The 25,775-nt window shown below is 65.3% G+C and carries 24 protein-coding genes; 14 read left to right on the plus strand and 10 right to left on the minus strand.

What is annotated here, in order from left to right; translation table 11 throughout:
• Positions 1-54 precede the first annotated feature (54 nt).
• A complete protein-coding gene (gene welK, locus A7X12_RS01480; protein WP_064309873.1) occupies positions 55-1,101 on the plus strand; it encodes a beta-1,4-glucuronosyltransferase WelK in 1,047 nt (348 codons plus the stop codon).
• A 2-nt stretch (positions 1,102-1,103) separates the two neighbouring features.
• Positions 1,104-1,964 carry a glycosyltransferase family 2 protein gene (locus A7X12_RS01485; protein ID WP_064309874.1) on the plus strand — a complete coding sequence of 287 codons (861 nt, stop codon included), beginning with the start codon at positions 1,104-1,106 and terminating at the stop codon, positions 1,962-1,964.
• Between the two features lie 48 nt (positions 1,965-2,012).
• Here the strand turns inward: A7X12_RS01485 and A7X12_RS01490 are convergent, their stop codons facing one another.
• Together A7X12_RS01490 and A7X12_RS01495 are read right to left on the minus strand one after the other, a co-directional pair.
• Positions 2,013-3,395, minus strand: coding sequence for an ATP-binding protein (locus A7X12_RS01490; RefSeq protein WP_064309875.1), 1,383 nt, complete (start codon positions 3,393-3,395; stop codon positions 2,013-2,015).
• 106 nt (positions 3,396-3,501) lie between these two features.
• A complete protein-coding gene (locus A7X12_RS01495) occupies positions 3,502-3,753 on the minus strand; it encodes an XrtV sorting system accessory protein (RefSeq protein ID WP_064309876.1) in 252 nt (83 codons plus the stop codon).
• Positions 3,754-4,008: 255 nt separating this feature from the next.
• Between A7X12_RS01495 and A7X12_RS01500 the strand changes: the two genes are divergently transcribed.
• The 6 genes from A7X12_RS01500 to epsI are packed head-to-tail and all read left to right on the plus strand — an operon-like array spanning position 4,009 to position 9,892.
• Positions 4,009-5,307 (plus strand): outer membrane beta-barrel protein, encoded by a 1,299-nt coding sequence (locus A7X12_RS01500; protein ID WP_157105468.1) that lies wholly within the window; start codon positions 4,009-4,011, stop codon positions 5,305-5,307.
• Between the two features lie 13 nt (positions 5,308-5,320).
• Positions 5,321-6,217 (plus strand): SLBB domain-containing protein, encoded by an 897-nt coding sequence (locus tag A7X12_RS01505; protein WP_064309878.1) that lies wholly within the window; start codon positions 5,321-5,323, stop codon positions 6,215-6,217.
• A gap of 32 nt (positions 6,218-6,249) precedes the next feature.
• Positions 6,250-7,596 carry a Wzz/FepE/Etk N-terminal domain-containing protein gene (locus A7X12_RS01510; protein ID WP_064309879.1) on the plus strand — a complete coding sequence of 449 codons (1,347 nt, stop codon included), beginning with the start codon at positions 6,250-6,252 and terminating at the stop codon, positions 7,594-7,596.
• A gap of 8 nt (positions 7,597-7,604) precedes the next feature.
• Positions 7,605-8,306 carry a CpsD/CapB family tyrosine-protein kinase gene (locus A7X12_RS01515; RefSeq protein ID WP_232318244.1) on the plus strand — a complete coding sequence of 234 codons (702 nt, stop codon included), beginning with the start codon at positions 7,605-7,607 and terminating at the stop codon, positions 8,304-8,306.
• A gap of 10 nt (positions 8,307-8,316) precedes the next feature.
• Entirely contained in the window at positions 8,317-9,198 is an 882-nt protein-coding gene (gene xrtV, locus A7X12_RS01520; RefSeq protein WP_084444957.1) for an exosortase V, read from the plus strand.
• Positions 9,182-9,892, plus strand: coding sequence for an exosortase-associated protein EpsI, V-type (epsI, locus tag A7X12_RS01525; RefSeq protein ID WP_064309881.1), 711 nt, complete (start codon positions 9,182-9,184; stop codon positions 9,890-9,892). The genes xrtV and epsI overlap by 17 nt, the downstream gene beginning before the upstream one ends.
• A gap of 55 nt (positions 9,893-9,947) precedes the next feature.
• On the opposite strand, the gene A7X12_RS01530 is transcribed toward epsI, so the two are convergent.
• Together A7X12_RS01530 and A7X12_RS01535 are read right to left on the minus strand one after the other, a co-directional pair.
• Positions 9,948-11,342, minus strand: a complete 1,395-nt coding sequence (locus A7X12_RS01530) for an HlyD family type I secretion periplasmic adaptor subunit (protein ID WP_064309882.1) — start codon at positions 11,340-11,342, stop codon at positions 9,948-9,950.
• Entirely contained in the window at positions 11,339-13,525 is a 2,187-nt protein-coding gene (locus A7X12_RS01535; RefSeq protein ID WP_064309883.1) for a type I secretion system permease/ATPase, read from the minus strand. Before A7X12_RS01535 ends, A7X12_RS01530 begins: the two co-directional genes overlap by 4 nt.
• A gap of 584 nt (positions 13,526-14,109) precedes the next feature.
• Here A7X12_RS01535 and A7X12_RS01540 point away from each other — a divergent pair.
• The 5 genes from A7X12_RS01540 to rfbD all read left to right on the plus strand — a co-directional run bounded on the left by A7X12_RS01540 (position 14,110) and on the right by rfbD (position 19,005).
• The gene (locus A7X12_RS01540) at positions 14,110-15,522 is read left to right on the plus strand and encodes an exopolysaccharide biosynthesis polyprenyl glycosylphosphotransferase (RefSeq protein ID WP_064310006.1); all 1,413 of its coding nucleotides are present in this window, start codon (positions 14,110-14,112) and stop codon (positions 15,520-15,522) included.
• Between the two features lie 110 nt (positions 15,523-15,632).
• Complete coding sequence (rfbA, locus tag A7X12_RS01545; protein ID WP_064309884.1) at positions 15,633-16,511, plus strand: glucose-1-phosphate thymidylyltransferase RfbA; 879 nt, start codon at positions 15,633-15,635, stop codon at positions 16,509-16,511.
• Positions 16,508-17,074: a dTDP-4-dehydrorhamnose 3,5-epimerase gene (gene rfbC / locus A7X12_RS01550; protein WP_064309885.1), complete on the plus strand. Its 567-nt coding sequence runs from the start codon at positions 16,508-16,510 to the stop codon at positions 17,072-17,074. Before rfbA ends, rfbC begins: the two co-directional genes overlap by 4 nt.
• Before the next feature lie 3 nt (positions 17,075-17,077).
• Positions 17,078-18,139: a dTDP-glucose 4,6-dehydratase gene (rfbB, locus tag A7X12_RS01555; protein WP_064309886.1), complete on the plus strand. Its 1,062-nt coding sequence runs from the start codon at positions 17,078-17,080 to the stop codon at positions 18,137-18,139.
• Positions 18,139-19,005: a dTDP-4-dehydrorhamnose reductase gene (rfbD, locus tag A7X12_RS01560; protein WP_064309887.1), complete on the plus strand. Its 867-nt coding sequence runs from the start codon at positions 18,139-18,141 to the stop codon at positions 19,003-19,005. The genes rfbB and rfbD overlap by 1 nt, the downstream gene beginning before the upstream one ends.
• 17 nt (positions 19,006-19,022) lie before the next feature.
• Here the strand turns inward: rfbD and A7X12_RS01565 are convergent, their stop codons facing one another.
• The 3 genes from A7X12_RS01565 to A7X12_RS01575 all read right to left on the minus strand — a co-directional run bounded on the left by A7X12_RS01565 (position 19,023) and on the right by A7X12_RS01575 (position 21,016).
• Positions 19,023-19,229 carry a DUF1289 domain-containing protein gene (locus A7X12_RS01565; protein ID WP_064309888.1) on the minus strand — a complete coding sequence of 69 codons (207 nt, stop codon included), beginning with the start codon at positions 19,227-19,229 and terminating at the stop codon, positions 19,023-19,025.
• Entirely contained in the window at positions 19,229-20,104 is an 876-nt protein-coding gene (locus tag A7X12_RS01570; RefSeq protein ID WP_064309889.1) for a 2OG-Fe(II) oxygenase, read from the minus strand. The genes A7X12_RS01565 and A7X12_RS01570 overlap by 1 nt, the downstream gene beginning before the upstream one ends.
• A 90-nt stretch (positions 20,105-20,194) precedes the next feature.
• Positions 20,195-21,016 carry a glycosyltransferase gene (locus tag A7X12_RS01575; RefSeq protein ID WP_064309890.1) on the minus strand — a complete coding sequence of 274 codons (822 nt, stop codon included), beginning with the start codon at positions 21,014-21,016 and terminating at the stop codon, positions 20,195-20,197.
• Between the two features lie 220 nt (positions 21,017-21,236).
• Here A7X12_RS01575 and A7X12_RS01580 point away from each other — a divergent pair, with 220 nt between their 5' ends.
• On the plus strand, positions 21,237-22,145 hold the full coding sequence (locus A7X12_RS01580; protein ID WP_064309891.1) for a DMT family transporter: 909 nt from the start codon (positions 21,237-21,239) through the stop codon (positions 22,143-22,145).
• Here A7X12_RS01580 and A7X12_RS01585 read toward each other — a convergent pair.
• The 3 genes from A7X12_RS01585 to A7X12_RS01595 form a co-directional block, all read right to left on the minus strand.
• The gene (locus A7X12_RS01585) at positions 22,120-22,749 is read right to left on the minus strand and encodes a DUF938 domain-containing protein (protein WP_064309892.1); all 630 of its coding nucleotides are present in this window, start codon (positions 22,747-22,749) and stop codon (positions 22,120-22,122) included. The genes A7X12_RS01580 and A7X12_RS01585 overlap by 26 nt on opposite strands.
• The gene (locus tag A7X12_RS01590; protein WP_064309893.1) at positions 22,746-23,249 is read right to left on the minus strand and encodes a CcdC protein domain-containing protein; all 504 of its coding nucleotides are present in this window, start codon (positions 23,247-23,249) and stop codon (positions 22,746-22,748) included. Before A7X12_RS01590 ends, A7X12_RS01585 begins: the two co-directional genes overlap by 4 nt.
• Before the next feature lie 126 nt (positions 23,250-23,375).
• The gene (locus A7X12_RS01595) at positions 23,376-25,715 is read right to left on the minus strand and encodes a S9 family peptidase (protein ID WP_064309894.1); all 2,340 of its coding nucleotides are present in this window, start codon (positions 25,713-25,715) and stop codon (positions 23,376-23,378) included.
• Between the last annotated feature and the right edge of the window lie 60 nt (positions 25,716-25,775).

The following is a 25,775-nucleotide window of genomic DNA, read 5'->3' on the forward strand; positions in this document are numbered from 1 at the left end:
GTTGGCAGTGCAACATCGCTCCCGCCGGGAGACAGATGGTACGAAGGGAACGGCATGTCGGAAGCGACCGCAACGGAACAAGCTGCGGGCAAGCCGCTGAAAATGTGCCTCGCCGCCTCCGGCGGGGGCCATCTGCGCCAGATCCTGGACCTGGAATCCGTGTGGCGCGAACATGACTATTTCTTCGTCACCGAAGATACCGCGCTGGGCCGCAGCCTGGCCGAAAAGCATCCGGTGGAATTGGTCGAACATTATGCATTGGGACAGGCCAAGCTGGGCCACCCCTTCCGCATGCTCGGCGGCGCCCTGCGCAACTTCCGCCAGAGCCTGTCGATCCTGCGACGCCACAAGCCCGACGTGGTGATCTCCACCGGTGCCGGCGCGGTGTATTTCACCGCGCTGCTCGCCAAGCTGTCCGGCGCGAAGTTCGTCCATATCGAAAGCTTCGCGCGCTTCGATCACCCTTCCGCCTTCGGCAAGATGGTGAAGGGCATCGCCACGGTGACGATCGTGCAGTCGGCCGCGCTCAAGCAGACCTGGCCCGATGCCGAGCTGTTCGATCCGTTCCGCCTGCTCGATACCCCCCGCCCGCCCAAGCAGGCGCTGACCTTCGCGACCGTGGGCGCCACCCTGCCCTTCCCCCGGCTGGTCCAGGCGGTGCTCGATCTCAAGCGTGCCGGCGGTCTGCCGGGCAAGCTGATCCTGCAATATGGCGACCAGGAGCTGGCCGACCCGGGCATCCCCGATGTGGAAATTCGCCGCACCATCCCGTTCGACGATCTCCAGCTCCTGCTGCGCGATGCGGACATGGTGATCTGCCATGGCGGTACCGGGTCGCTGGTCACCGCGCTCCGCGCCGGCTGTCGCGTGGTGGCGTTCCCGCGGCGCCACGATCTCGGCGAGCATTATGACGATCATCAGGAGGAGATCGCCCAGACCTTCGCCGATCGCGGCCTTCTGCACGCCGTGCGCGACGAACGTCAGCTCGGCGTGGCGGTGGCGGCGGCGAAGGCCACCGAACCGCGGCTGGCGACGACCGACCATAGCGCCCTTGCCGCCCGGCTGCGGCAGCTGCTCGCGGAATGGGGGCCCAAGCGGTGAGCATGCCTCGCATCAGCGTCGTCATCCCGCACTATAACGATCCGGCGAGCCTGCGCCTCTGCCTCGATGCGCTGGAGCGCCAGACAGTCGGGCGCGACGCCTTCGAGGTCATCGTCGGCGACAACAACTCGCCCTGCGGACTGGCAGCGGTGGAGGACGCCGTCGCCGGTCGCGCGCGGATCGTCACCGTGATGGAGAAGGGCGCAGGTCCGGCCCGCAACGGCGCGGCCGCGGAAGCGCGCGGCGACATCCTCGCCTTCACCGACAGCGATTGCGTGGTCGAGCCCGGCTGGCTTGCCGCCGGCGCCGCGCAGATCGCCCCCGGCACGTTCCTTGGCGGCCATATGTATGTGCTGCAGCCCGCGGGCCGCCCGAACGGGGTGGCCGCGCTCGAGATGGCGTTGTCGTTCGACAATGAGGGCTATGTCCGGCGTACCAAGTTCACCGTCACCGCGAACCTGTTCGTGATGCGCGCGGATTTCGAGCGGGTCGGCGGTTTCCGCACCGGCGTGTCGGAGGACCTGGAATGGTGCCACCGCGCGATCGCCCGGGGCCTGACCATCGACTATGCCGCCGATGCTTCGGTCGGCCACCCGCCCCGGCCGGACTGGGCGGCGCTGCTGGTGAAGAGCCGCCGCATCCAGCAGGAACTGTTCCTGTTCAACATCGAGCGACCGAAGGGGCGGTTGCGCTGGCTCGCACGTTCGGTACTCCAGCCCGCGCTAATCCCGTCGGATGCCGCCAAGATCCTGCGGACGCCGGGTACCGAGGGTGCACGGGGCCGCGCGATCGCGATGCTTGTCGCCCTGCGCTTCTGGCGGGGCGGTGCCGGCCTGCTGCAACTGCTCGGCCGCAACATCTGATTCAGCAGGGGGCGGCGCGGCACGCCGCCTCCCCGAAACACAGGCCGATCAGGCAGTGGCCAGCGCGTCTTCCAGCGTGCCGCTGTCGAGGCGCAGGCGCCCGACCATCAGCCACAGATAGACCGGCAGCGAATCGTCGTTGAAGCGGAAACGGCGTTCGCCGTCCTGCATCTCGGTCTCCAGCCCAAGCTGGGCCGTGAGGCCGGCAAGCTCCTGCTCCAGCTGCGCCGCCGTGACGGTGGAGGCCGGCAGCAGCTCGACTACGGCACGGGCACCGAACCAGCCGTCGATCGAGCGCGAAGCTTCGGCCAGCGCGGCGACCAGCGGATCATAGCGCCCGCCGACCAGCTTGCGCATGTCCAGCACCGTCCTGGGCGCCATGCGCCCTTCGATCTCGATGATCGCCTGGTCGATCGCGCGGCGAAGATGGCCGGCATCGACGGTAAGCCGCCCCTGGTCGAGCGCCTCCAGCGCGGCATGGTGCGCCAGCAGGCGCGCCAGATAAGGTGACCCCAACGCGAGCAAGTGGATGACGCGGGTCAGGCTCGGATCGAATCGCAAGCCCGACGCGGTCTCACCCAGCGCGATCATCTCCTGCACTTCGGTTTCCTGCAACCGCGGCATCGGCAGGCCGATGACGTTGCGCCGGATCGAGGGCACATAGCCGATCAGCTCCTGCAGATTCGACGCGACGCCGGCCAGCACGAGCTGGACGCGTGCCGAACGGTCCGAGAGATTCTTGATCAGTTCGGCGACCTGCTGGCGGAAATTGGTGTCGGCGACCCGATCATATTCGTCGAGGACGATCAGTACGCGCGTGCCGGTGACGTCCGAGCACAGGTCGGCAAGTTCGCCGGCGCCGAACTTGCCTGCCGGCAGACGGTCCGCGAGGCTGCCGCCGCTCTCCGCCTCACCTGCGTTGGGCGCCACGTCGCGGTGGAACAGCAGCGGCACGTCGTGCAGCACCGCGCGGAACAGGTCGGAGAAGTTCGCGTCTGCGCCGCAGGTCGCATAGCTGACGATATAGCTGGATTCGCGCGCCACATCGGCCAGCACGTGCAGCAGCGAGGTCTTGCCGATGCCGCGCTCTCCATACAGCACGACATGACTGCGCTGACTCTCGATCGCGGAGATCAGCCGAGCGAGCACGCCCAGGCGACCCGCGAAGCTCGCCCGGTCGGCGACCGGCTGTGTCGGCGTGAGGAAGGTCGCCAGCGCGAAGCGGGCACGGGTGATTTCCCGTCGCTCCTCGCGGCGCCGGTCCAGCGGCCGATCAAGCGCGGAGGCGCGGAAAGTAGGGAAATCCGGGCGGCCGCGGATGCCGTCCCGATGTGGCACGATGGTCGCCGGCATCGGAAGATAGCTTTCCTCTTCCGCCGCATCCCGCCGTCCGAAGGGCCACAAGAATTTCAGCGCGGAACCTACAGCCACAAGATCATCCCTCTTAAAATCTGCGCCGCGGCGCGTCGGCGCGCGCGACGGCTTTCAGACCCTTATCCATGGCACGCGCACCATTTACAAATCGCGACCGCCGCTCTCAGCGGCGCTTGAAAAACTCGTACGGCTTGATCACCAGCGCAATATACGCGAGCACGAGACCGATGGTGAGGATCGCCAGCAGATCATAGCCCTCATTGCCGAGATAATTCGCCACAGCACAGCCGATTGCCGGCGGCAAATAGCTGATCATGGTATCCCGTACCGAGGAATCGGGCTGCGATCTCTGCAGGAAAATCACGATCAGGCCTGCGAAAATCGCGATGGTCACCCAATCATAGGGCGTCTGCATGCAAGTCCTTTCTGCTCGCACCGGAGAAACCGCCCGGCGCGTCGTTCGACTTGCACTAGCAGCGCCTGCAGCAACCCGCTAGATGCACAGAAGCTTAGCAGGCGCTTTGGGCGGCCCTTGCTGTCCACGTGGTACCACGACGGGACACGACCGGTCGCCGCACTGCAACAGGCTGCCCGATTGCAGGACATATGACACAGGGCGCACGCCTCCGGCGACGGCCTATGCGGTTGCTTGTGAGAGAGGTGATTGATAATGAGACCGGCAACCGGGGGGAAATGCGTGCAAGTAAAAAACCTTCAGAGGGGCGAATATTTGCGCCGATTCAGCTGCACATCTTCAGCCGCGACCTGCATCGCCTTCGCATTGGCGACGACCGCGGCGACGCCAGTCCTCGCGCAGAGCGGCGGATTCGCCGCGCGCCCGAGCGGCAGTACGCGACAGATCGACGTTCGCGCTGCGGGCACGATCGAGTATAACGACAACGTCGTTCTCAGTGACCCGCGCATCAGCGGCGGCGGCACCAAGGGCGACGTGATCCTGTCGCCGACGTTGAACCTCAACATCCTGCTGCCGCGTGCGACCGGGGACGTGTATCTGGCGGGGTCCCTAGGCTACCGCTTCTACACGAAATATACCGGTCTGAATCGCGAGTTCGTGACGCTCACCGGCGGCGCCGACCAACGCCTGGCCTCTTGCCTCGTGCACGGCGAGGCCAACTACAACCGTTCGCTGACCGATCTCGGCAACCTCTATGTACAGGACGCCGCCGGAAGCTTTCGCAACACCGAAGAATCACGCCAGATTTCGGCGGATGTCGGCTGCTCTGCGCCGCTCGGCCTGCGCCCTGCGCTAGCCTATAGCCACTCGCAGGTCCGCAATACACTGGCTCTCCGCCAGTTTGCCGATTCCGACACCGACAGCTTCACGGCGCAACTTGGCCTGCCGACAACGCCGATAGGCACTTTCTCGGTTTTCGGACGCATGTCCGATAGCCGCTATGTGCGCCGCGTGACGCCGACCGGCGGCCGCGACGGCATCAAGACCTACGCGGCGGGCGTGCAGTTCGAGCGCATGGTCGGCAACCGACTCAACTTCACGGGCTCGGCGAACTACATCAAGGTGGATCCAAAACTTCCGGGAACCAAGAGCTTCTCCGGGGTCGGCTATAGCGTGTCAGGACTGTATCGCGGCGAGGACTACAGCATCTCGCTGACGGGCTCTCGCAACGCAGAGCCGTCGGTCATCTATTTTGTCAGCTATAACATCACAACGACACTGTCCTTGTCGGCCACCAAGGAACTTTCTGAGCGCCTTCGCGTTTCGGTGGGGGCAGCACGGACATGGCGCGATTTCACCGCGTCCACGCTGTTCCCGAACGCTCTTATCGCAGGGCATGACAAGACGTCCTCGCTCTCGGCGACTGCAACCTACATACCAAGCCGTCGCCTCAGCTTCTCGCTGACAGGCGCGTATAACGATCGCTCCACCAATACCCAGCTATTCAAGTATCGCGCGAAGCGAATCGCTCTCACGACTTCCTTGGCGCTCTGATAGGGCAGGACCCATGTATCGAAACCGTCGCCTTCTGATCGTCTCCGCCCTCACGGGCGCCCTAGCCTTGCCGACGACGGCACTGGCCCAGATTCCTACGCGGCTCCCGGCGCAGAACACTGGCGCGCGGCCGGTTGCGCCCGCACAGCAACAACCTCAGCCCGCCACCGACCCGGCGCCCGTCGCCGCCCCGCTGCCGAACGGCGCGGCACCGGCCGGCTACAAGATCGGCGTGGACGATGTGATCGAGGCCGACGTGCTCGGCCAGGCCGATTTCAAGACGCGCGCGCGCGTGCGGTCCGACGGCACCGTCACCCTTCCCTATCTGGGCGCAGTGCAGGTGAAGGGCGATACTGCGGTTTCGCTGGCCGACAAGCTTGCCGCGCAGCTTCGCGCCGGCGGCTACTACGCCAAGCCGATCGTCAGCGTGGAAATCGTCAGCTTCGTCAGCAACTTCGTGACCGTGCTGGGCCAGGTCGGCTCTTCGGGGCTGCAGCCGGTTGACCGCGGCTATCACGTCTCGGAGATCATCGCGCGCGCTGGCGGCCTTCGCGCCGACGCCGCCGATTTCGTGGTCCTCACCCGCGCGGACGGCACCAGCGTTAAGCTCGACTACAAAAAGCTCGCCCAGGGCGGCCCGCAAGACGACCCCGTCGTCACGGCCGGCGACAAGCTGTTCGTGCCGGAAGTCGAGCGCTTCTACATTTATGGTCAAATTAACGCGCCGGGCGTATATCCGATTCGAGCGGACATGACGCTGCGCCGCGCTCTCGCACAGGGCGGTGGCCTCACGCCGGCGGGTTCGAGCAAGCGGGTCAAGGTCACGCGCGATGGTCAGGAAATCAAATTGAAGATGGAAGACCTGATCAAGCCCGGCGACACCATCGTCATCGGCGAGCGACTGTTCTAACCACTGCTTTCGGTAGCTGACGAGGCAAGCCAGTGAATATCGTACAATTCTTCCGCATTCTCTGGGCACGCCGGTGGATCATCATTCCGGCTTTCCTCGTCTGTGTGGCCACCGCCACGATCGTGGTGCAGTTCCTGCCGGAGCGCTATCTCGCTACGACGCGCGTGGCGCTGAACACGTTCAAGCCCGATCCCGTCACCGGCCAGGTGATGAGCTCGCAGTTCATGCGCGCCTATGTGCAGACCCAGACGGAGCTGATCGAGGACTATGCCGTCGCCGGCCGCGTCGTCGACGAGCTGGGCTGGGCGAACGATCCGGCCAACATCGCCGCGTTCAACGCCTCGTCCGCTGCGGGCACCGGCGACATCCGTCGCTGGCTCGCCAAGCAGATCATCGCCAACACCAAAGCGGGCATGATCGAGGGCAGCAACATCCTCGAGATCACCTATACGGACAGTTCGGCGGAGCGCGCGGAACGCATCGCCAACATCATCCGCACCAACTTCCTCGCCCTCGCGCTCGCCAGCAAGCGCCAGTCGGCGACGAAGTCGGCGGACTGGTATGCCCAGCAGGCGGAGGCCGCGCGCCAAGCGCTGGCATCGGCCGTGCAAGCGCGCACCGACTATGTGAAGAAGTCGGGCATCGTTCTTACCGACACCGGCAGCGACCTCGACACGCAGCGCCTCGCCCAGCTCGAAGGCGCGAGCGCGCTTGCGGTCGCACCGCAGATGTCCACGGCCGGCGCGATGGGCCCGGCGCAGCTGCAACTTGCGCAGCTCGACCAGCAGATCCAGCAGGCAGCTACCAGCCTCGGGCCGAACCATCCCGCCTTCCAGGCATTGCAGCGGCAGCGCGAGGTCTATGCCAAGGCCGCGGCGCAGGAGCGCGTGCAGCTGAGCGGCGGCGGCGGCGGCGGCCGCGGTGCGATCGAAAGCGCTACCAGCGCTGCCCGCGCCCGCGTCATCGGCAACCGCGAGGAAGTCGATCGGCTGACCCAGCTGCAGCGCGACGTGTCGCTGAAGCAAGACCAGTATATGAAGGCCGCCCAGCGCGTGGCCGACCTGCGGCTCGAGGCCAGCAGCGATGATACCGGCATGTCGACGCTGAGCGAAGCGACCGCGCCGGAATCGCCCTATTACCCGAAGGTGCCGCTGATCATCGGCGGTGCCGCCGGCCTCGGCCTGGGTCTTGGCCTGCTGGTCGCCCTGTTGGTCGAGCTGCTCGCCCGCCGGGTGCGCAGCCCCGAGGACCTGGAGGTGGCGGTGGATGCGCCGGTGCTGGGCGTCGTGCAGAGCCGCGCGTCATTGTCCGCGCGCCTTCGCCGCGCCTATGAACATGCCGGCGAATCCGCCGACTCGCACGGAGCTGCAGTAAACTGATGGACGCGATGACCACGCCTGAACCGCTGCCCGAAGGCGATCGTCCGAGCGCCGTGCCGACCACGCCGGACACGATCGGCGCGCTCGAATATCAGCTTGTCCTGTCCGACCCCACCGGGATCGAAGCCGAGGCGATCCGCGCGCTCCGCACCCGCATCATCGCCCAGCATCTGCGCGAGGGCCGGCGCGCGCTGGCGCTCTGCGCAGCGTCCGAAGGTGCCGGTTGCAGCTTTATCGCGATCAATCTGGCGACCGCGCTGGCGCAGATCGGCATCAAGACCGCGCTGGTCGACGCCAATCTGCGCGCGCCCAGCGTCGGCACGGCGTTCGGCATCGATCCGGCCAAGCCCGGCCTGGCCGACTATCTCGCCTCGGGCAATGTCGAACTGGCCTCGATCATCCATCCGACCGGGCTCGACCAGCTGTCGATCATCCCCGCCGGCCATGTCGAGCACAGTCCGCAGGAACTGCTTTCTTCCGAACAGTTCCGCGACGTCACGACGCAGCTGCTCCGCGAATTCGACATCACCATCTTCGACACCACGGCATCGAACACCTGCGCCGATGCGCAGCGCGTCGCCAACGTGGCCGGCTATGCGATGATCGTCGCCCGCAAGGACAGCAGCTATATCCGCGACGTTAACACGCTGACCCGCACGCTGCGCGCCGATCGCACCAATGTCGTCGGCTGCGTGCTGAACGGTTACTGATTTGGACCATATGACCGCCACCGCTCTGGAGCGGCGTCAGGACCGGACCGGCGGCGGCTATTGGCTCGCCGTTGCGGGCCTGGTGACGCTCGCCATCGGCACCTTCATCACGCTGGGCCGGCAGGTCTGGAGCGCGGAAGGCGGCGTGCACGGTCCGATCGTGCTTGCGACCGGCATCTGGATGCTCGCCCGCCAGCGCGATACGATCGAGACGCTCCGTGCGCCCGGCAATTTCCTGCTGGGCGGTCTCGCCCTGTTGCTGGCACTGCTGATCTACACGGTCGGCCGTATCTTCGACTTCATCAGCATCGAGACGTTCGGGCTGGTCTCGGCGGTGATCGCCTCGGGCTATCTCTATTTCGGCGGCCGCGCACTGCGGGCCGCCTGGTTCCCGGCACTCTGGCTGTTCTTCCTGGTGCCGCCGCCCGGCTGGCTGGTCGATCGCGTCACGGCCCCGCTCAAGGAATTCGTCTCCTATGCGGCGACCGGCTTCCTCTCCTGGCTCGATTACCCGATCCTGCGCCAGGGCGTGACGCTGTTCGTCGGCCCCTATCAGCTGCTGGTGGAAGATGCGTGTTCGGGCCTGCGTTCGCTGTCGAGCCTGATCGTCGTCACGCTGCTGTACATCTACATCAAGAACAAGCCGTCCTGGGGCTATGCGCTGTTCATCGCCGCGCTGGTGATTCCGGTCGCGGTCGTCACCAACATCCTGCGGATCATCATCCTGGTGCTGATCACCTATCATGTCGGCGACGAAGCCGCGCAGAGCTTTCTCCACGTTTCCACCGGTATGGTAATGTTCGTAGTGGCGCTGCTCTGCATCTTCGCGATCGACTGGGTGGTCGAGCAGTTGATGCTCCTGCGTCGGAGGCCCCATGTTCAACCGGCGTGACCTGCTGATCGGCGCAGGATGCTTTACCGCGGCCGGCGTGTCGCTGGGGATGAAGCCCCATCGCCGTATGGACCTGCTCGGCGCCACCAAGCTCGAAACGCTGATGCCCAAGGCGTTCGGCAACTGGAAGGCCGAGGATACCGGCGCCCTGATCGCCCCGCCCCGCGAAGGCAGCCTCGAAGACAAGCTGTACAATCAGGTCGTCAGCCGCGCCTTTTCGCGTCCCGACGGCGCGACGGTGATGTTGCTGATCGCCTATGGCAATGCGCAGACCGATCTGCTCCAGCTGCACCGGCCGGAAGTCTGCTACCCGTTTTTCGGCTTTACGGTGCTGGAGAGCCATCCGCAGATGATCCCCGTCGCCGGCAAGGTGGAAATCCCGGGGCGGGCGCTGACCGCAACCAATTACAACCGCACCGAGCAGATCCTCTATTGGGCGCGGGTGGGCGAATATCTGCCGCAGACCGGCAACGAACAGCTGCTCGCCCGGCTGAAGAGCCAGATCGCCGGCTGGATCGTCGACGGCGTGCTCGTCCGCATCTCGACCGTTACGGCGGATGTGGAAGAGGGGCTTGCTGCCAATCTCGACTTCGCGCGCGAACTGGTGAAAACGCTGGATCCGCGCGTCCTGCGCCCGTTGCTCGGCACGCAGCTGACGCAGGAAATCGCACCGCACAGCAGCGCCCGCGCCTGAACGAAAAAGGGGGCGACGTCGCCGTCGCCCCCTCCCCTCCCAGCCTGATCCAGCCTCAGCGCTCGTGCAGCGCGTCGGTGCCGGTTTCCAGCACCGGGCCCACCAGATAGCTGAGCAGCGTGCGTTTGCCGGTAACGATGTCGGCGCTGGCGATCATGCCCGGCCGCAGCGGCACCTGGGCGCCGTTGGCGACCACATAACCGCGATCGAGCGCGATCCGCGCCTTGTAGACCGGCGCCTGTCCTTCCTTCACCTGCACGGCCTCCGGGCTGATCCCCACCACGGTGCCGGGGATCATGCCGTAGCGCGTGTAGGGGAATGCCTGGAGCTTCACCTTCACCGGCATGCCCGTCCGTACGAAGCCGATATCGCTATTGTCGATCATCACCTCGGCCTCCAGCCGGGCATGATCGGGAACGATCGAAAGCAGCGGCTTCACGCCCTCCACGACGCCGCCCTCGGTATGCACCTGCAGCTGCGAGATGGTGCCGCTCACCGGCGCCCGGAGCTCACGGAACGAGCTGCGCAGCCCCGCCTTGGCGACGTCCTGTCCGCGCGCACGCACCTCGTCCTCGGCCTTCACCAGTTCCTGCAGCACCTGCGCCCGCGCCTCTTCGCGCGTCTTGGCGGACATGCTGCTGGCGCTGCGGGACTGCTGGCCCAGCTTGGTGACCGTGGCGCGCGCGGCGTTGAGGTCCTGGCGCTCGGAAATCAGCTGGCGGCGCATCTCTACGACTCGCAGCTTCGAGACATAGCCCTTGGCGGCCATCGCCTCGTTCGCCGCGATCTGCTGTTCGAGCAGCGGCAGCGACTGTTCCAGCTTGCGAACCTGGGCCTGCGCCTCGATCGAGGCGGAGACGGCAGCCCCACTGTCCGATCGGCCGCCAGCGATCGCCGCCTCGATCTGGCCGAGCCGCGCGCGGGCGAGGCCGCGATGCGTCTCCACTTCGGCCGGAGTGGCGCCAGCCGGCGCGACGAACCGGAATCCCTTGCCGTCGAGCACGTCGATGATCGCGTGGTTCCGGGCTGCATCCAGCTGTGCGCTAAGCAACGATACCCTCGCCTGCGCCGCATCCGCCGCCGACATGGTAGGGTCTAGCGTGATCAGCACCTGGCCCTTGGCGACCTGCTGCCCCTCGCGCACGAGGATCTGGCGGACGATGCCGGTCTCGGGCGTCTGGACGACCTTGGTCTCGCCGATCGGGGCGATGCGCCCCTGTGTGGGCGCCACCACTTCGACCTTGCCGATCGCCAGCCATGCCGTGGTGATGGCGAGGCCCGCCAGCATCACCTTGGCGGTGAGCCGCGCTGTCGGCGATACCGGGCGCTCGATGATTTCGAGCGCCGCCGGCAGGAAGGCGGTGTCATAGGCGTCGGCACGGGCGGGCAGCAGCGTGCCGCGCATCCGGGCGATCGGGCCGCCGCGGCCGATCGGTACTACGGCGTTCATGCGGCAATCTCCCCATAGCCGCTTTGGCGGCGGTGCAGGTCGGCATAGCGGCCGCCCATGCGAAGCAGTTCGTCGTGGCGACCGCTCTCGACGATGCGGCCCTGTTCGAGCGTGATGATCCGGTCGCAGGCGCGCACCGCCGACAGACGATGGGCGATGATCACCATGGTGCGCCCGGCAGCGATGGCGCGCAGATTATTCTGGATCAGCTCCTCGCTTTCGGCGTCCAGCGCCGAGGTGGCCTCGTCGAACACCAGGATGCGCGGGTTGCCGACCAGCGCGCGGGCAATGGCGAGCCGCTGGCGCTGGCCGCCGGACAGGTTCACGCCGCGCTCGACAATCTCCGTGTCATAGCCGCGCGGCTGGCGCAGGATGAAGTCGTGCGCGCCTGCCAGCGTCGCCGCGGCCACGACATGCTCGAACGGCATGGCCGGGTTGGACAGCGCGATATTCTCGCGAATGGTGCGACTGAACAGCAGATTCTCCTGCAGCACCACGCCGATCTGGCGGCGGAGCCACGCGGGATCCAGCTGGGCGACATCCACCTCGTCGACCAGGACGCGGCCGAGATCGGGGATGTTGAGCCGCTGCAGCAGCTTGGCGAGGGTCGACTTGCCCGATCCCGACGAGCCGACGATGCCGAGCGAACTGCCCGCCGGGATGTCCAGCGTGATTTCGCTCAGCACGGGCGGCTGGTCCGGCGCATAGCGGAAGGTCACGTTCTCGAACCGGATGGCGCCACGCAGCACCGGCAGCGTCGCCGCCGAGGCCGGTCGCGGCTCCACCGGGTGATTGAGCACATCCCCGAGCCGCTCGATCGAGATCCGGACCTGCTGAAAATCCTGCCATAGCTGCGCCATGCGGATCACCGGACTCGATACGCGCTGGGCGAACATGTTGAAGGCGACAAGTGCGCCGACGCTCATCGCGCCGCCGATCACCGCCTGCGCGCCGAAGAAAAGGATGGCCGCGAAGCTCAGCTTCGAGATCATCTCGATCGCCTGGCTGCCGGTATTCGCGGTGTTGATCAGCCGCTGCGACGACGCCGTATAGGCGGCGAGCTGGCGTTCCCAGCGATTCTGCCAGTGCGGCTCGACCGCGGTTGCCTTGATCGTGTGGATGCCGGACACGCTTTCCACGAGCAGCGCGTTGCTCGCCGAGCTCTTCTCGAACTTGTCCTCAACGCGGGCGCGCAGCGGCCCCGACACGCTGAACGACACGATCGCATAGGCGACCAGCGATACCAGCACGATGGCGGAGAGCATGGGTGAATAGAACAGCATCGCCGCCAGGAACACGATCGTGAACAGCGGATCGACCATCACCGTCAGCGACGCGTTGGTGAGAAATTCGCGAATCGTTTCCAGCTGGCGGACGCGGGTGACGGTGTCGCCCACGCGCCGCTTCTCGAAATAATCGAGCGGCAGTGCAAGCAGATGGTGGAACAGGCGCGCGCCCAGTTCCACGTCGATCTTCTGCGTGGTTTCGGTGAACACCCGCGTGCGGATCCAGCCCAGCGCCACTTCCCAGATGGAAACGATCAGGAAGGCAAAAGCCAACACGCTCAGGGTGCTCATGCTGTTGTGGATCAGCACCTTGTCGATCACGCTCTGGAACAGCAGCGGCGCCGCCAGTCCGAGCAGATTGAGCGCGAGCGTGATGCCGAGCACTTCGGCGAAGAGGCGGCGATAGCGCTTGAACTGCGCGGTGAACCACGAGAAGCCGAAGCGCAGCGGCTGGCCGTTTACCGCACGCGTGGTGAGCAGCAGCAGCGTGCCGGACCAGATGGCGTCCAGCCCTTCCCGGTCCACCTGTTCGGGTGCACGGCCGGGGCGCTGGATGATCACGCCATGTTCGGTGAGACCGCCGATCACGAACCAGCCCTCCGGACCGTCGGCGATTGCCGGGAGAGGCTGGCGGGCAAGGCCGCCACGCGGCACTTCCACCGCCTTGGCACGCACGCCCTGCTGACGTTTTGCTAGGAGGATGAGTTCGTCGATGCTCGGCGTGTCCGCGTGGCCGAGCATGTGCCGCAGCTGTTCGGGCGTGATGACGATATTATGGACGCCGAGCAGCAGCGACAGCGCCGTCAGCCCGGATTCGCGCAGCTCTGCTTCGCTCGCCGCCGCCGCCTGGGCGTCGAAAGCGCTTTGCAGATGCGCCTGCATCTCGTCGCGTGTCATTCCGGAACTCTGCCTCCATGGCGCTACTATCCGCGGCCATGATGAAGAAGGACGGTAAAGACTCGCTTAAGCGTAGGTTTTCAGGATTTTTGCGTAGCCGGGAAAGTTGTTACGGCGCCGTTCAACCATCCTTAATGGCGGCGGGGTATGCCGTCGCTCTGTCGGGCCCTGCGCATGCGTATCGCCAGGTGTCCAGCCGCATGTGCAACGCAGCATTTTTGCGCTGATTTCACGCTGCGGTCGCGAAGAAAGTGTTGCGAAAGCGAGAACCGGCGGGCGATCGCGCCCCGAAATCGGCCCTGGAACGCATCCGTAACAGACCTGTTCAACAAATTTGGGTAACCTTGTAAAACAGTGATGGCGCAGGAGGGATATTCAGCAGCACTCGGTGCGTTATGGTCGGTTGCGTCGGCACTAATGGAGCGGCCTGGGGGGAAAATCTTGTTGATTCCTAGTCTCATAATTAGACCGGCTGGCCGATGTGCAGACTTCCCCACCGCCTTGCGTCTCTCTACAACGCAGTGCAACAGGCCGACTCGGCCGCTGGCAGCGTGCACGATCCGTTGAAGGAGCCCGACGAGGCAATGAACGCTTTCGAAGCACAGCGCGCCTTTGAGGAGCAGCTACGGGCGCATGCGCGCCCCGACGCCTCGGCGGGCCAGGTATGGCGCCGCTCCACGCTGCGCATGATGCTCTACACCGAATTGGTCCTGCTCGACAGTGCAGCCATCCTGCTCGGCTTCTACATTGCGGCCTGCACCCGCGACGGCAACTGGCTCTCGCTCGCCGGCGTCAATGTCGGCGTGTTCCTGTTGCCGATCACGCTCGGCACCGCGCTGGCCAGCGGCACCTATTCGCTAGCCTGTCTGCGCTATCCCGTGAGCGGGGTGAAGAGCATCTTCTCCGCCTTCTTCTTCTCGATATTCGTCGTGCTGCTGGGCAGCTACATGCTTACCGCCGAGCTACCCTTGTCGCGCGTGCAGCTGGCCGAGGGCGCGGTGTTGGCGCTCACGCTGATCACGATGGGCCGCCTCGGCTTCCGCAGCCATGTGCGCGGGGCGACGGGCGGCAAGCTGCTCGACGAATTGGTAATCGTGGACGGCGTGCCGCTCGACGTGGCCGGCGATACGATCGCGCTGGATGCGCGGATCATCAATCTCTCGCCTAATCCGCGCGATCCGCAGATGCTTCACCGGCTGGGCACTGCGGTTTCTGGGTTCGACCGGGTGATCGTCGCGTGCAGCGAGGAGCATCGCGCCGTCTGGGCCTTGCTGCTCAAGGGCATGAACATCAAGGGCGAGATCCTCGTCCCGCAGTTCAACGCGCTGGGCGCGATCGGCGTCGACGCGTTCGACGGCAAGGACACGCTGGTGGTCTCGCAAGGGCCGCTCAACATGCCCAACCGCGCGAAGAAGCGGGCGCTGGATCTCGCGATCACCTTGCCCGCGTTGCTTGCGCTGGCGCCCCTGATGATCCTGGTGGCAATCGCCATCCGGCTGGAAAGCCCGGGCCCGATCCTCTTCGCGCAGGACCGCGTCGGCCGCGGAAATCGCCTGTTCAAGATCCTAAAGTTCCGGTCGATGCGCCAGACGCTGTGCGACGCCGACGGCAATGTCTCAGCCAGCCGCGACGATGATCGCATCACCCGGGTCGGCCGCTTCATCCGCAAGACGAGCATCGACGAATTGCCCCAGCTGCTCAACGTGCTTCGCGGCGACATGAGCGTGGTGGGGCCCCGCCCGCATGCGCTCGGGTCGCGCGCGGCCAACCATTTCTTCTGGGAAATCGACGAGCGCTACTGGCAGCGCCACACGCTCAAGCCAGGCATGACCGGGCTGGCACAGGTGCGCGGCTTCCGCGGCGCTACTGACCGTCGAGTCGATCTTACCAACCGCCTCCAGGCGGACATGGAATATATCGACGGTTGGGACATCTGGCGCGACATCACCATCCTGTTCAAGACGTTGCGGGTGATCGTCCATTCCAACGCGTTTTGACGGCGAACCAGGCGACAGATGGCGCAGATAAATTTACAAGCGCGCCAGCGGCTGTGCAATTTTATTTCATTGTAGCGGCGGGCTTCGCCCGCATGATCGGGGAGTATTGAATGAAGGGCATCATCCTTGCGGGGGGCAGCGGCACGCGCCTCTACCCCGCAACGCTGTCGATCTCGAAGCAGCTGCTTCCGGTCTATGACAAGCCGATGATCTTCTATCCCCTGTCGGTCCTGATGCTCACCGGCATCCGGGACATCCTGATCATTTCGACGCCGCGCGACCTGCCGATGTTTCAGGCGCTGCTGGGCGACGGGTCCGCCTTCGGTATCAACCTCAGCTATGCCGAGCAGCCGTCGCCGAACGGCCTGGCCGAAGCGTTTCTCATCGGCGCCGATTTCGTCGGCAACGATCCGAGCGCACTGATCCTGGGCGACAACATCTACCACGGCGAAAAGATGGGCGAGCGCTGCCAGGCAGCGGCGACCCAGGCATCGCAAGGCGGCGCCAACGTGTTCGCCTATCATGTCGACGATCCCGAGCGCTATGGCGTCGTTGCGTTCGACCCGGAGACGGGCGTCGCGACCAGCGTTGAAGAGAAGCCGGCGAACCCGAAGTCCAACTGGGCGATCACCGGCCTGTACTTCTACGACAAGGACGTAGTGGAGATCGCCAAGTCGATCCGGCCCTCGGCGCGCGGCGAGCTTGAGATCACCGACGTCAATCGCATCTACATGGAACGCGGTGACTTGCACATCACGCGTCTCGGCCGCGGCTATGCCTGGCTCGATACCGGCACGCATGACAGCCTGCACGATGCCGGTTCGTTCGTTCGCACGCTCGAGCATCGTACCGGCGTCAAGATCGCCTGTCCCGAGGAAGTCGCCTTCGAGGCGGGCTGGCTCGGCGCCGAGGACCTGCTGAAGCGCGCCGCCGGGCTCGGCAAGACCGGCTATGCGTCGTACCTCCGCAAGTTGGTGGCAGCAGCATGACGCAGGTCCATCACCACGCGTTGTCCGGCGTCATCGAATTCACGCCACCCAAATATGGCGACCATCGCGGCTTCTTCTCGGAAGTGTTCAAGCAGTCCGTTCTCGACGCCGAGGGCGTCGAGGCGCGCTGGGTACAGGACAATCAGAGCTTCTCGGCCCAGCCCGGCACGATCCGCGGCCTGCACCTCCAGGCCCCGCCCTTCGCGCAGGCAAAGCTGGTTCGCGTGCTGCGCGGCGCGATTTTCGACGTCGCCGTCGACATCCGTCGCGGCTCCCCCACCTATGGCAAGTGGGTCGGCGTCGAGCTGTCGGCGGAGAAATGGAACCAGCTGCTGGTCCCCGCCGGCTATGCGCACGGCTTCATGACGCTCGTTCCGGATTGCGAGATCCTCTACAAGGTCAGCGCCAAGTACGCGAAAGACGAAGAAATGGCGATCCGCTGGGACGATCCCGACCTCGCCATCGCCTGGCCGGACATCGGCGTGGAGCCGGTCCTGTCCGAAAAGGACGCGATCGCGCCGTCCTTCGCCGACTTTAACACCCCCTTCTTCTATCAGGGCTGAGTCATGCAGCAGACTTTCCTCGTCACCGGCGGCGCTGGCTTCATCGGCTCGGCCGTGGTGCGCCATCTCGTCCGCCAGGGCGCGCGTGTCATCAATCTCGACAAGCTCACCTATGCCGGCAACCCGGCCTCGCTGACCGCGATCGAGAACGCGCCCAACTATCGATTCGTGCATGCCGACATCGCCGATACCGCGACGATCCTGCCGCTGCTGCGCGAAGAGCAGGTCGATGTCGTGATGCACCTCGCCGCCGAGAGCCATGTCGATCGCTCGATCGACGGCCCGGGCGAGTTCATCGAGACCAACGTCGTCGGCACCTTCAAGCTGCTCCAGTCGGCGCTGCAATATTGGCGCGAGCTGGAAGGCGAGAAGCGCGACACGTTCCGCTTTCACCATATTTCCACCGACGAAGTGTTCGGCGACCTGCCGTTCGACAGCGGCATCTTCACCGAAGACACGCCCTATGACCCCTCCTCGCCCTATTCGGCGTCGAAGGCGGCAAGCGATCACTTGGTCCGCGCCTGGGGCCACACCTATGGCCTGCCGGTGGTGCTGTCGAACTGCTCGAACAATTACGGGCCGTTCCACTTCCCCGAAAAGCTGATCCCGCTGACCATCCTCAACGCGCTGGAGGGCAAGCCCCTGCCCGTCTACGGCAAGGGCGAGAATATCCGCGACTGGCTGTATGTCGACGATCACGCCAAGGCGCTGGCGACCATCGCCACCACCGGCAAGGTCGGCCAGAGCTACAATGTCGGCGGCCGCAACGAGCGGACCAACCTCCAGGTGGTCGAGACGATCTGCGATCTGCTCGACCAGCGCATCCCGCTGAAGGACGGCCGCAAGCGCCGCGAGCTGATCACCTTCGTCACCGATCGCCCCGGCCATGATCGCCGCTATGCGATCGACGCGACCAAGCTCGAGACCGAGCTGGGCTGGAAGGCCGAGGAGAATTTCGACACCGGCATCGCCGCGACGATCGACTGGTATCTCGACAATGAATGGTGGTGGGGACCGATCCGCTCGGGCAAATATGCCGGCGAGCGTCTGGGCCAGACTGCCTGATGCGCATCCTCGTCACCGGGCACGACGGTCAGGTCGCGCAGTCGCTCGGCGAGAAGGCGATCGGCCATGACCTCGTCTTCACCAGCTATCCCGATTTCGATCTGTCGAAGCCGGAAACGATCGAGGCGGCGGTAGCGCGGATCCAGCCCGAGCTGATCGTCTCGGCGGCCGCCTATACCGCGGTCGACAAGTCCGAGAGCGAACCCGAGCGCGCCATGGCGATCAACGGCGACGGACCCGGCGTGCTGGCGCGCGCGGGGGCGAAGATCGGTGCGCCGATCATCCATTTGTCGACCGACTATGTGTTCGACGGTAGCCTTGATCGTCCCTGGCGCGAAGACGACCCCACCGGCCCGCTCGGCGTCTATGGCGCGACCAAGCTTGCCGGCGAGCAGGCAGTGCAGGCTTCGGGCGCCACGCATGCGGTGGTGCGGCTCGCCTGGGTCTACAGCCCATTCGGCAACAACTTCGTCAAGACGATGCTCCGCCTTGCCGAGACGCGCGACGTGCTGAACGTGGTGGAAGACCAATATGGCTGCCCCAGCTCGGCGCTGGACATCGCGCAGGCGATCCTGGCGGTCGTCGCGCGCTGGCAGAAGGATGGCGCGGCGAGTGGCCTCTATCACTTCGCCGGTTCGGGTGAGACCAACTGGGCCGAGTTCGCCGCGACGATCTTCGCGGAAAGTGCCCGGCGCGGCGGCCCTTCGGCCAGCGTCACGGGCATCCCGAGCTCGGAATACCCCACCCCTGCCAAACGCCCGGCCAATTCCCGGCTGGACTGCACGCGGTTCGCCGAGACTTTCGGCTACCGCGCGCCGGCTTGGCAGGAGTCGCTGGGCGTGGTGCTGGATCGCCTGCTCGGCTGAGCGACACGGGTGCGGCATCAGCCCCGCCCGCCATGCTCCTGTTCCCGCCCGCGCAGCTGTGCGAGCACTCGCCGCTGCGCGCGCGTGCTCAGCTCCCGCCAATTCGCGATTTCGGCGGGCGTGCGCCAGCACCCCAGGCACAGCCGAATCTCCATGTCGAGGCGACAGACCTTGCGACAGGGCGATTCCGGCGGCGCGGGGGAGAAGCGCGGGAACAAGCCCATCAGCGCTTGAAGTTCAGCCCGGTCTTCCGAGCGAACTTGGCGAGGCCGTTGATCACCGGCGTCGGCGCATGATCGCGGATTACTGCCTTCACCCGGTGCAGCGGCGTACGCTTGTCATGCTCGGAGACCGCTTTCCAGCGCACGAAATTGGAATAGCCCAGCCCCTCCGTGTCCTCCTCGGCGCTGTAGTAATAGAGCGCGAGCGAGTTGCGGCGGATACCCGACGGCGTCTTCAGCGGGAAGGGTTGCCCGTGCCACGACTTGCCGGACACCCGGAAGATCGCCAGCCGGTTGAACCTGGGCGCGATGCTGGACACGCAGTTGGTAGCGCCCTCGTCCCAAAGTTCCAGATTGCCGCCCCATTCGTCCTGCCAGTCGGGCGTGCAATAGTAGATGCAATTGATCTGTTGGCTCAGCTTTTTATTGGGATGGCGCGAGGCATCGATGTGCAGCATCAACCGACCGCCCGATCCGGTGGAATGCAATCCGCAGCCATAATGGTTGGGGTCGGGCAGCAAATGCTTGCGGGCCGTCAGCCGGTCGAGGAAGTTGCAGAACAGGCCCGACTGGAACTGCATCATCATCAGGCGGACCAGCGGCGGAAACTGCTCCTCGTCGGAAGTGGTGATCTTCTCGATCTTCCGATCGCCGCTATGCGCGCTGTCCCCCGGCCCTTCGAGGCGCCAATTGATGCTATCCAGCCCAGGAAAGGCGCCGGCGATCCGCCGCGCCATGTCCTCGGGCAGAAAATTGTCAATCGCCACATGCTCATAGGGCTCGGCGTTCGCGAATTGCTCCTGATACTGGTCGGCAAGGGCATTCAGCCGCTCGCGTGTGAAGAAATGGAAGTCCGCAATACTGGCTTCGATGGTCACGATTCGGTTCCCCCCGGAAAAACTACGGAGGAGTATCTACATCCGGACACACCGGCGAAAGATGGAATCACGACGCGGCGATTATAGCATTCAGCCCTTTCGGTCCCGGATCCGGACGACCAGCGGCTTGATCAGCTTGATCGCTGCCTCTCGCAGCACTCGGACCGGAGACGCGACCAGATGATCGAAGACGACTCCAGCACCGCTTACTCGCTCGGCTGCGACATCTTCGCGAATCTTGAACGAGTTGATGATCTCCACATCCGATACCAGCCTGCCCTTGATCCGATTGGTGACATTTTCGCCATGCACCACTTGCAGCCACAATGGCCGCGAGGGGACTTGAACGATCGTCCATTTCTCGCCCAGCTCGTGGTGTGACTTGGCCCAGATCGTCTCTACCCCAGCAAGATCGCGCTCCACCAACGAGGTAAACGGATTGCTGTGATCGCTCGCGGTATAGAGCTGACCGTTCCGCATCGCGATGCCTTGGGTGAAGTTCAGCACCGTGCGTGGCGGCGCGTCTGCCGCCTCGGCCTGCACTCGCGCAACGAAGTCGCTCGAGAGTGCGTCGTCATTGTCAAGGCGGGTGGTTACGATCAACTGCTCGCCGGGCATCGCGAGCCCGCGAACGTCATCGGCGATCATCCCCTTATCAAACATCGCAACATAGCGCGGGGTGAAGTTGAAGATCTGTCGATCGCGCTCGATCCGTTCGCGGAACTCGGCGGGCGTATCCTTGTCGAAATAGACCAGCCAATGAAAGTTGCGCTCGGTCTGCCCGGCGATGCTCGGCAGGCAGAACTGCTCGAACAACCCGAAACGCCGATCAAGCCAGCCGGGCGAGTTGCGGATCGCGACCTCGCGGCCCGGGCTGGCGATGTTGAAGCGCGTCAGGATCACGTGAAGCATCGGTAATCAGCCCCGGTCTGCGATAAGGAACAGGCACGGCCGCATTCGCCATCGACGGGGCCCGCCGCACCGCCGCTGCCGGCGGTTCTTGCCGTGCGACGATCGGGTAAGGGATATTCCATAGGCGGGCAACCGACTATTGCTGCGCCGCGCCATACGCACATTTGGCAAGCCACAAAACGACTTGCCGCCCGAGCACGCGGCCCTTAACCGTCCCCCCGTGTCCGAAGCCCGCCCCGACCGCATCGCCACCGGCCTGGCGCTTCGCCTGTTCGCCATCGCCTGCATGTCGACCATGTCGGCGCTCATCAAGATGTCGGAACTGCGCGGCGCCTCGCTGATCGAGACGATGTTCCACCGCCAGCTCTGGGCGGTCCCGCTGGTCACCCTGTGGGTGGCGATGGGTCCCGGCCTCAAGTCGCTCAAGACCGCACGCTTCGGCGCGCATGTCTGGCGCACCGCGGTGGGGCTTACCGGCATGATCTTCACCTTCGGCGCGGTGATCCTGCTGCCGCTGGCCGAGGCGCAGACCTTCCAGTTTACCGTCCCCATCTTCGCGACCCTGCTCGGCGCGCTACTGCTCGGCGAGCCCACCGGGTGGCACCGCTGGGGCGCGGTGATCCTGGGCTTTGTCGGCGTGCTGATCGTCGTCCAGCCGGGGCGCGAAGCTATTCCGATCTTCGGTGCATTTGTGGGACTCATGGCGGCGCTGTTCGTGGCCATCGTCGCGATCACGCTGCGGCAGATCGGCAGGACCGAAAGCGCCGGCACTACGGTATTCTGGTTCTCGCTGCTGTCCGTACCCGTGCTGGGCGCGATCTATGTGTTCAATTACCGGCCGCACGATCCGCAGACCTGGGCGCTGCTGATCGCCACCGGGCTGGTCGGCGGCGTCGGCCAGCTGGCCCTTACCGGCGCGATGCGCTTCGCGCCGGTCTCCGCGGTTGTGCCGATGGATTATTCGGGCCTGATCTGGGCAACGCTCTACGGTTGGCTGCTGTTTGACGTGTTCCCGACCTTCTCGACCTGGCTCGGCGCGCCGGTGATCATCGCCAGCGGGCTCTACATCGTTTATCGAGAACAGAAGCTGGCGCGCGGCCAGGCTAGCTACGCCGAAACGCCACTATGAGGTTGTTGGCGGGCATCGCCACCCGACGCTCGAATACCAGCCCCCTCGATTCCGCCGCCGCAACGACCTCCTCCAGCAACCGGAGTCCCCAGACCGGGTTTCGTGCGCGCAGCGACTGATCGAATTCCTCATTCGAAGGTGCGGTAGGCACGCCTGCCTCACGATAAGGCCCGTACAGGATCAGCGGTCCGCCCGGCGGCAATACTCTCTCCGCCCCCATCATGAGACCCAGCGTCGCCTCCCATGGGCTGATATGCACCATGTTGATGCACAGGATCGCATCGGCATGCAGGACCGGCCACGCCGGCGCCGCCGCATCCAGCGCCACCGGCGCGCGGACATTAGCCAGCCCCTCGCACCACGCCGCGATCGAACCGAGCGCATCGGGATCGGGATCGCTCGGATGCCATTCCAGCTTGGGGAAATGCTCGGCAAAATAGGCGCAATGCTCGCCGCTGCCGCTCGCCACTTCGAGCACACGGCCGGCGGCAGGCAGGAGCGCGCCGAGCATCGTCGCGATCGGTGCGCGGTTGCGCAGCGTCGCGGGAGCATGGCGTCGCACACCTTCGGGCGGGGCAAGCCAGCTGCGCTCACGATCGCTCATGCCGCCGCGCGCGCCTGGGCAAGCAGCCGCTTGCCGCGCAGGTACATCTCGACCCGCATCGCGCTGAACAGCCCCAGCGCCATCGTCCCGAAGGCCTGGGTGAGCAGCATCACGTCGAGGTGCAGCGCAGAGCCCTCGGCCTGCCCGACCAGCTTGATCGCGATCAGCACGACGATGAACAGCAGACCGCCAATCGACGCCTTCTGGTTGAGCTGGTGGGTGGCGGGATCGACCGAGAGCTGCATCAGCTTGCCGCGCTGCCACCCCAGCCCCGCGCCGACCACCAGCGCGGCGGCGCACAGCGCACAGCCGCCGAGGCTCGGCTGCGCCTGGACGAACAGGCTGGCGACGAGCAGCGCATAGAGGCTGGGCACGATCCACAGCCGCTCCAGGGTGAGCGGTCGCGCCTTCGACATGCCGCGAAGGCGAAGCGCGAGGATCAGGCCTATGACGAGCGCGGTGATGCCGTAGCGGATCAGGTGCGGCGTATCGAACTGCATGGCGGAGTCCCCCGGAATCGATGCGGTGCAGCATAAGGGGAAGCGCGGCGGCGTCAAAACGCCGTTTTCACGCCGTGTCCCGGACCGCGACGCCGATCGCGGCCCGATCTTGATGGTGGCTCGACGTCAGTTGCCCGGGCGCTCGATCCGGTATTCCTTCGGCGGCGGCGCGCCCATCAGGTTCTCGACGAAATAGTCCCAGCGACGGCGCATCATATAGTAGGATTGGTCGCCATAGCCGTGGTGCGCGCGCGGAAACAGGACGAGGTCGAAATCCTTGTTGGCCTTTTCCAGCGCGTCGACCACCAGCAGTGTCGACGATACCGGCACATTGTCGTCGAGCATGCCGTGCGCCAGCAGCAGCTTGCCCTTCAGGTTCTTGGCGATGTCCTGGTTTGCCTGTAGGTCGTAGTTGCTCTTTTCGCCTTGGCGTTCGAGCAGGCCGAGATATTTCTCGTAGAAATCGTCCTCATAGTTGCGGTTGTCGTGATTGCCGCTCTCGGAGATCCCGACCTTGAAGAAATCGGGATAGAGGAACATCGCCGTCGCGGTCGCATTACCGCCGCCCGAATGGCCCCAGATGCCGACCCGGTCGAGGTCGATCCAGGCATAGCGCTTGCCCAGATCCTTGATGCCGCTGGCCTGGTCGGGGACCGCCTGTTTGCCCATGTCGCGATAATAATAGTCCTGGAAGGCCTTCGAACGACGCGGCGTGCCCAGCGCGTCGATCTCGACCACGGCAAAGCCCAGTTGCGCCAGCGCACCCGCATCCCCCTGGGACGCGGCGAACTGTCGCGAGGGGATCGTCCCCATGAACGGGCCCGGATAGACATAGTCGATCACCGGATATTTGCGCTGCGGATCGAGCCCCGCCGGCTTGAACAACAGGCCATGGCAGAGGGTCTTGCCGTCGCTGCATTGGACGGCGATGCTCTCCGGCGCCTGCCAGCCGGCCGCCTGCAGACGCGTCGCGTCGCCCTTTGCCAACGTCTCGACCACCGATCCGTCGGCGCGGCGCAGCACGGCGGTCTGCGGCTGCTGCGGAGTCGAATAGATGTCGACGAAATAGCGCCCGTCGCTCGACGGGAACGCGATATGATCCTGCTTCTCCGATGTCAGCAGCTTGGGCTTTCCGCCCTTCAGGTCGATCGCATAGATGCTGCGATAATAGGGATCGGTGCCGGGCTCGCGGCCGACACCGGCGACCAGCATCTTGCCGCTACGCTCGTCGATGAAGACCGGGTGGTCGACATTCCACTGGCCCTGGGTCACCTGGCGGACCAGCTTGCCGGTGGCAGCGCTGTACAGGTAATAATGGCCCCAGTCGTCGCGCTGCGACCACCACAGGATTTCGCCGCGCTCGGACAGATAGCGCCAGTTGATCCCTTCGTCATTATAGCCGCTGTCGAACCAGGTCGGCACGGTCTCGGTGAACAGGTCGCGCACCGCACCGCTGGCCGCATCGGCGATCCGCACCGTCTCCACCTTGTGGTCACGCGAGGTGGAGACGAAGGCGAGCGTCCGGGCGTCCTTCGCCCACTGCATGTCCTGCGGCCCCTCGCCGCACACCACGTCGTCGCACAACGAGGAGCGGTGCGGTTCGGCCGGCATCTTGATACGGATCACTTGGCCCGCGTCGACGTCGACGATGACGCGCTGGATCTGGATAATCTCCTTGTCGCCGACGAACGGGTATTTCCACGTGTCGACCTTCGAATGGCCGACCTGGGTCGTGGTGGTGGAGAAGTCCGCAACCGCGCGCTGGTCCTGCTGGAAGGTCGCCAGCTTTCTGGAGTCCGGGGACCAGATCACGATCGCCTGGTCCGAATGCTTCCAGCCGGCATTGTCCGTCGCGTAGCCGAAGTCCCTGACGCCGTCGGTGGTCAGCTGCCGCTCCGCGCCCGTCGCCATGTCGCGGACCCACAGGTTCCAGTCGCGGACGAAGGCGGCGCGCTTGCCGTCCGGAGAGAGCACCGCATCGGCCGGGCCCTGCTGCGCCAGATAGCCGGCGATCTGCCCGGCGCTCGGCGCTGCCGATTCCTTGCAAGCATAGGGCTGCGCCATGGCGCACGCATAGCGCTTGCCGCCGACGGTGAGGACCGCGCTGTTCTTGGCGAGATTCGGCGCGAAATCGCTGATGTACAGCTTGGCGGGGTCCTGCTCCTTCAGTCCGGCGGCGTTGAGCGACGCCAGCAGCGCTTTGGTCTGGAACGCCGCCTTCTTGGTGCGCTTGGCGGCGTCGACCAGCAGGATCTTCGGCATGCCGTGGTCGGTGTCGACATACCAGAAGCGGCTTGCGTCGATCCAGTGTACCGAACGCACCGCATGGTCGACCAGCGGCGCGGTCCAGGGCGCCAGCTGGTGCGCGGCGCGGCTATAATCTGAGTCGGTTAGCACCGGGCGTTGCTGCGCGGTCGCGGTGCCGGCGGTCAGGGAAGCCAGAAGACAGCAGGCGATCAGGCGCATCGAGAGACTTTCCGAAAGGAGAGGAGTCGGCCAGCCGCAGGGAGGAGGGCCCAAGGCGCA

This window comes from Sphingomonas sp. TDK1, from assembly GCF_001650735.1.
In the GTDB taxonomy this organism is placed as follows: Bacteria; Pseudomonadota; Alphaproteobacteria; order Sphingomonadales; family Sphingomonadaceae; genus Sphingomonas.

Bases quoted from the DNA above. Each gene is read 5' to 3' on its own strand.
- rfbC (WP_064309885.1), top strand. From the start codon at position 16,508: ATGACGCAGGTCCATCACCACGCGTTGTCCGGCGTCATCGAATTCACG.
- A7X12_RS01515 (WP_232318244.1), top strand. From the start codon at position 7,605: ATGACCACGCCTGAACCGCTGCCCGAAGGCGATCGTCCGAGCGCCGTG.
- rfbB (WP_064309886.1), top strand. From the start codon at position 17,078: ATGCAGCAGACTTTCCTCGTCACCGGCGGCGCTGGCTTCATCGGCTCG.
- epsI (WP_064309881.1), top strand. From the start codon at position 9,182: ATGTTCAACCGGCGTGACCTGCTGATCGGCGCAGGATGCTTTACCGCG.
- A7X12_RS01505 (WP_064309878.1), top strand. From the start codon at position 5,321: ATGTATCGAAACCGTCGCCTTCTGATCGTCTCCGCCCTCACGGGCGCC.
- A7X12_RS01485 (WP_064309874.1), top strand. From the start codon at position 1,104: ATGCCTCGCATCAGCGTCGTCATCCCGCACTATAACGATCCGGCGAGC.
- A7X12_RS01595 (WP_064309894.1), bottom strand. From the start codon at position 25,715: ATGCGCCTGATCGCCTGCTGTCTTCTGGCTTCCCTGACCGCCGGCACC.
- A7X12_RS01565 (WP_064309888.1), bottom strand. From the start codon at position 19,229: ATGGGCTTGTTCCCGCGCTTCTCCCCCGCGCCGCCGGAATCGCCCTGT.
- A7X12_RS01540 (WP_064310006.1), top strand. From the start codon at position 14,110: ATGAACGCTTTCGAAGCACAGCGCGCCTTTGAGGAGCAGCTACGGGCG.
- rfbD (WP_064309887.1), top strand. From the start codon at position 18,139: ATGCGCATCCTCGTCACCGGGCACGACGGTCAGGTCGCGCAGTCGCTC.
- A7X12_RS01535 (WP_064309883.1), bottom strand. From the start codon at position 13,525: ATGACACGCGACGAGATGCAGGCGCATCTGCAAAGCGCTTTCGACGCC.
- A7X12_RS01575 (WP_064309890.1), bottom strand. From the start codon at position 21,016: ATGCTTCACGTGATCCTGACGCGCTTCAACATCGCCAGCCCGGGCCGC.
- A7X12_RS01590 (WP_064309893.1), bottom strand. From the start codon at position 23,249: ATGCAGTTCGATACGCCGCACCTGATCCGCTACGGCATCACCGCGCTC.
- A7X12_RS01500 (WP_157105468.1), top strand. From the start codon at position 4,009: ATGAGACCGGCAACCGGGGGGAAATGCGTGCAAGTAAAAAACCTTCAG.
- welK (WP_064309873.1), top strand. From the start codon at position 55: ATGTCGGAAGCGACCGCAACGGAACAAGCTGCGGGCAAGCCGCTGAAA.
- A7X12_RS01530 (WP_064309882.1), bottom strand. From the start codon at position 11,342: ATGAACGCCGTAGTACCGATCGGCCGCGGCGGCCCGATCGCCCGGATG.
- xrtV (WP_084444957.1), top strand. From the start codon at position 8,317: ATGACCGCCACCGCTCTGGAGCGGCGTCAGGACCGGACCGGCGGCGGC.
- A7X12_RS01585 (WP_064309892.1), bottom strand. From the start codon at position 22,749: ATGAGCGATCGTGAGCGCAGCTGGCTTGCCCCGCCCGAAGGTGTGCGA.
- rfbA (WP_064309884.1), top strand. From the start codon at position 15,633: ATGAAGGGCATCATCCTTGCGGGGGGCAGCGGCACGCGCCTCTACCCC.
- A7X12_RS01495 (WP_064309876.1), bottom strand. From the start codon at position 3,753: ATGCAGACGCCCTATGATTGGGTGACCATCGCGATTTTCGCAGGCCTG.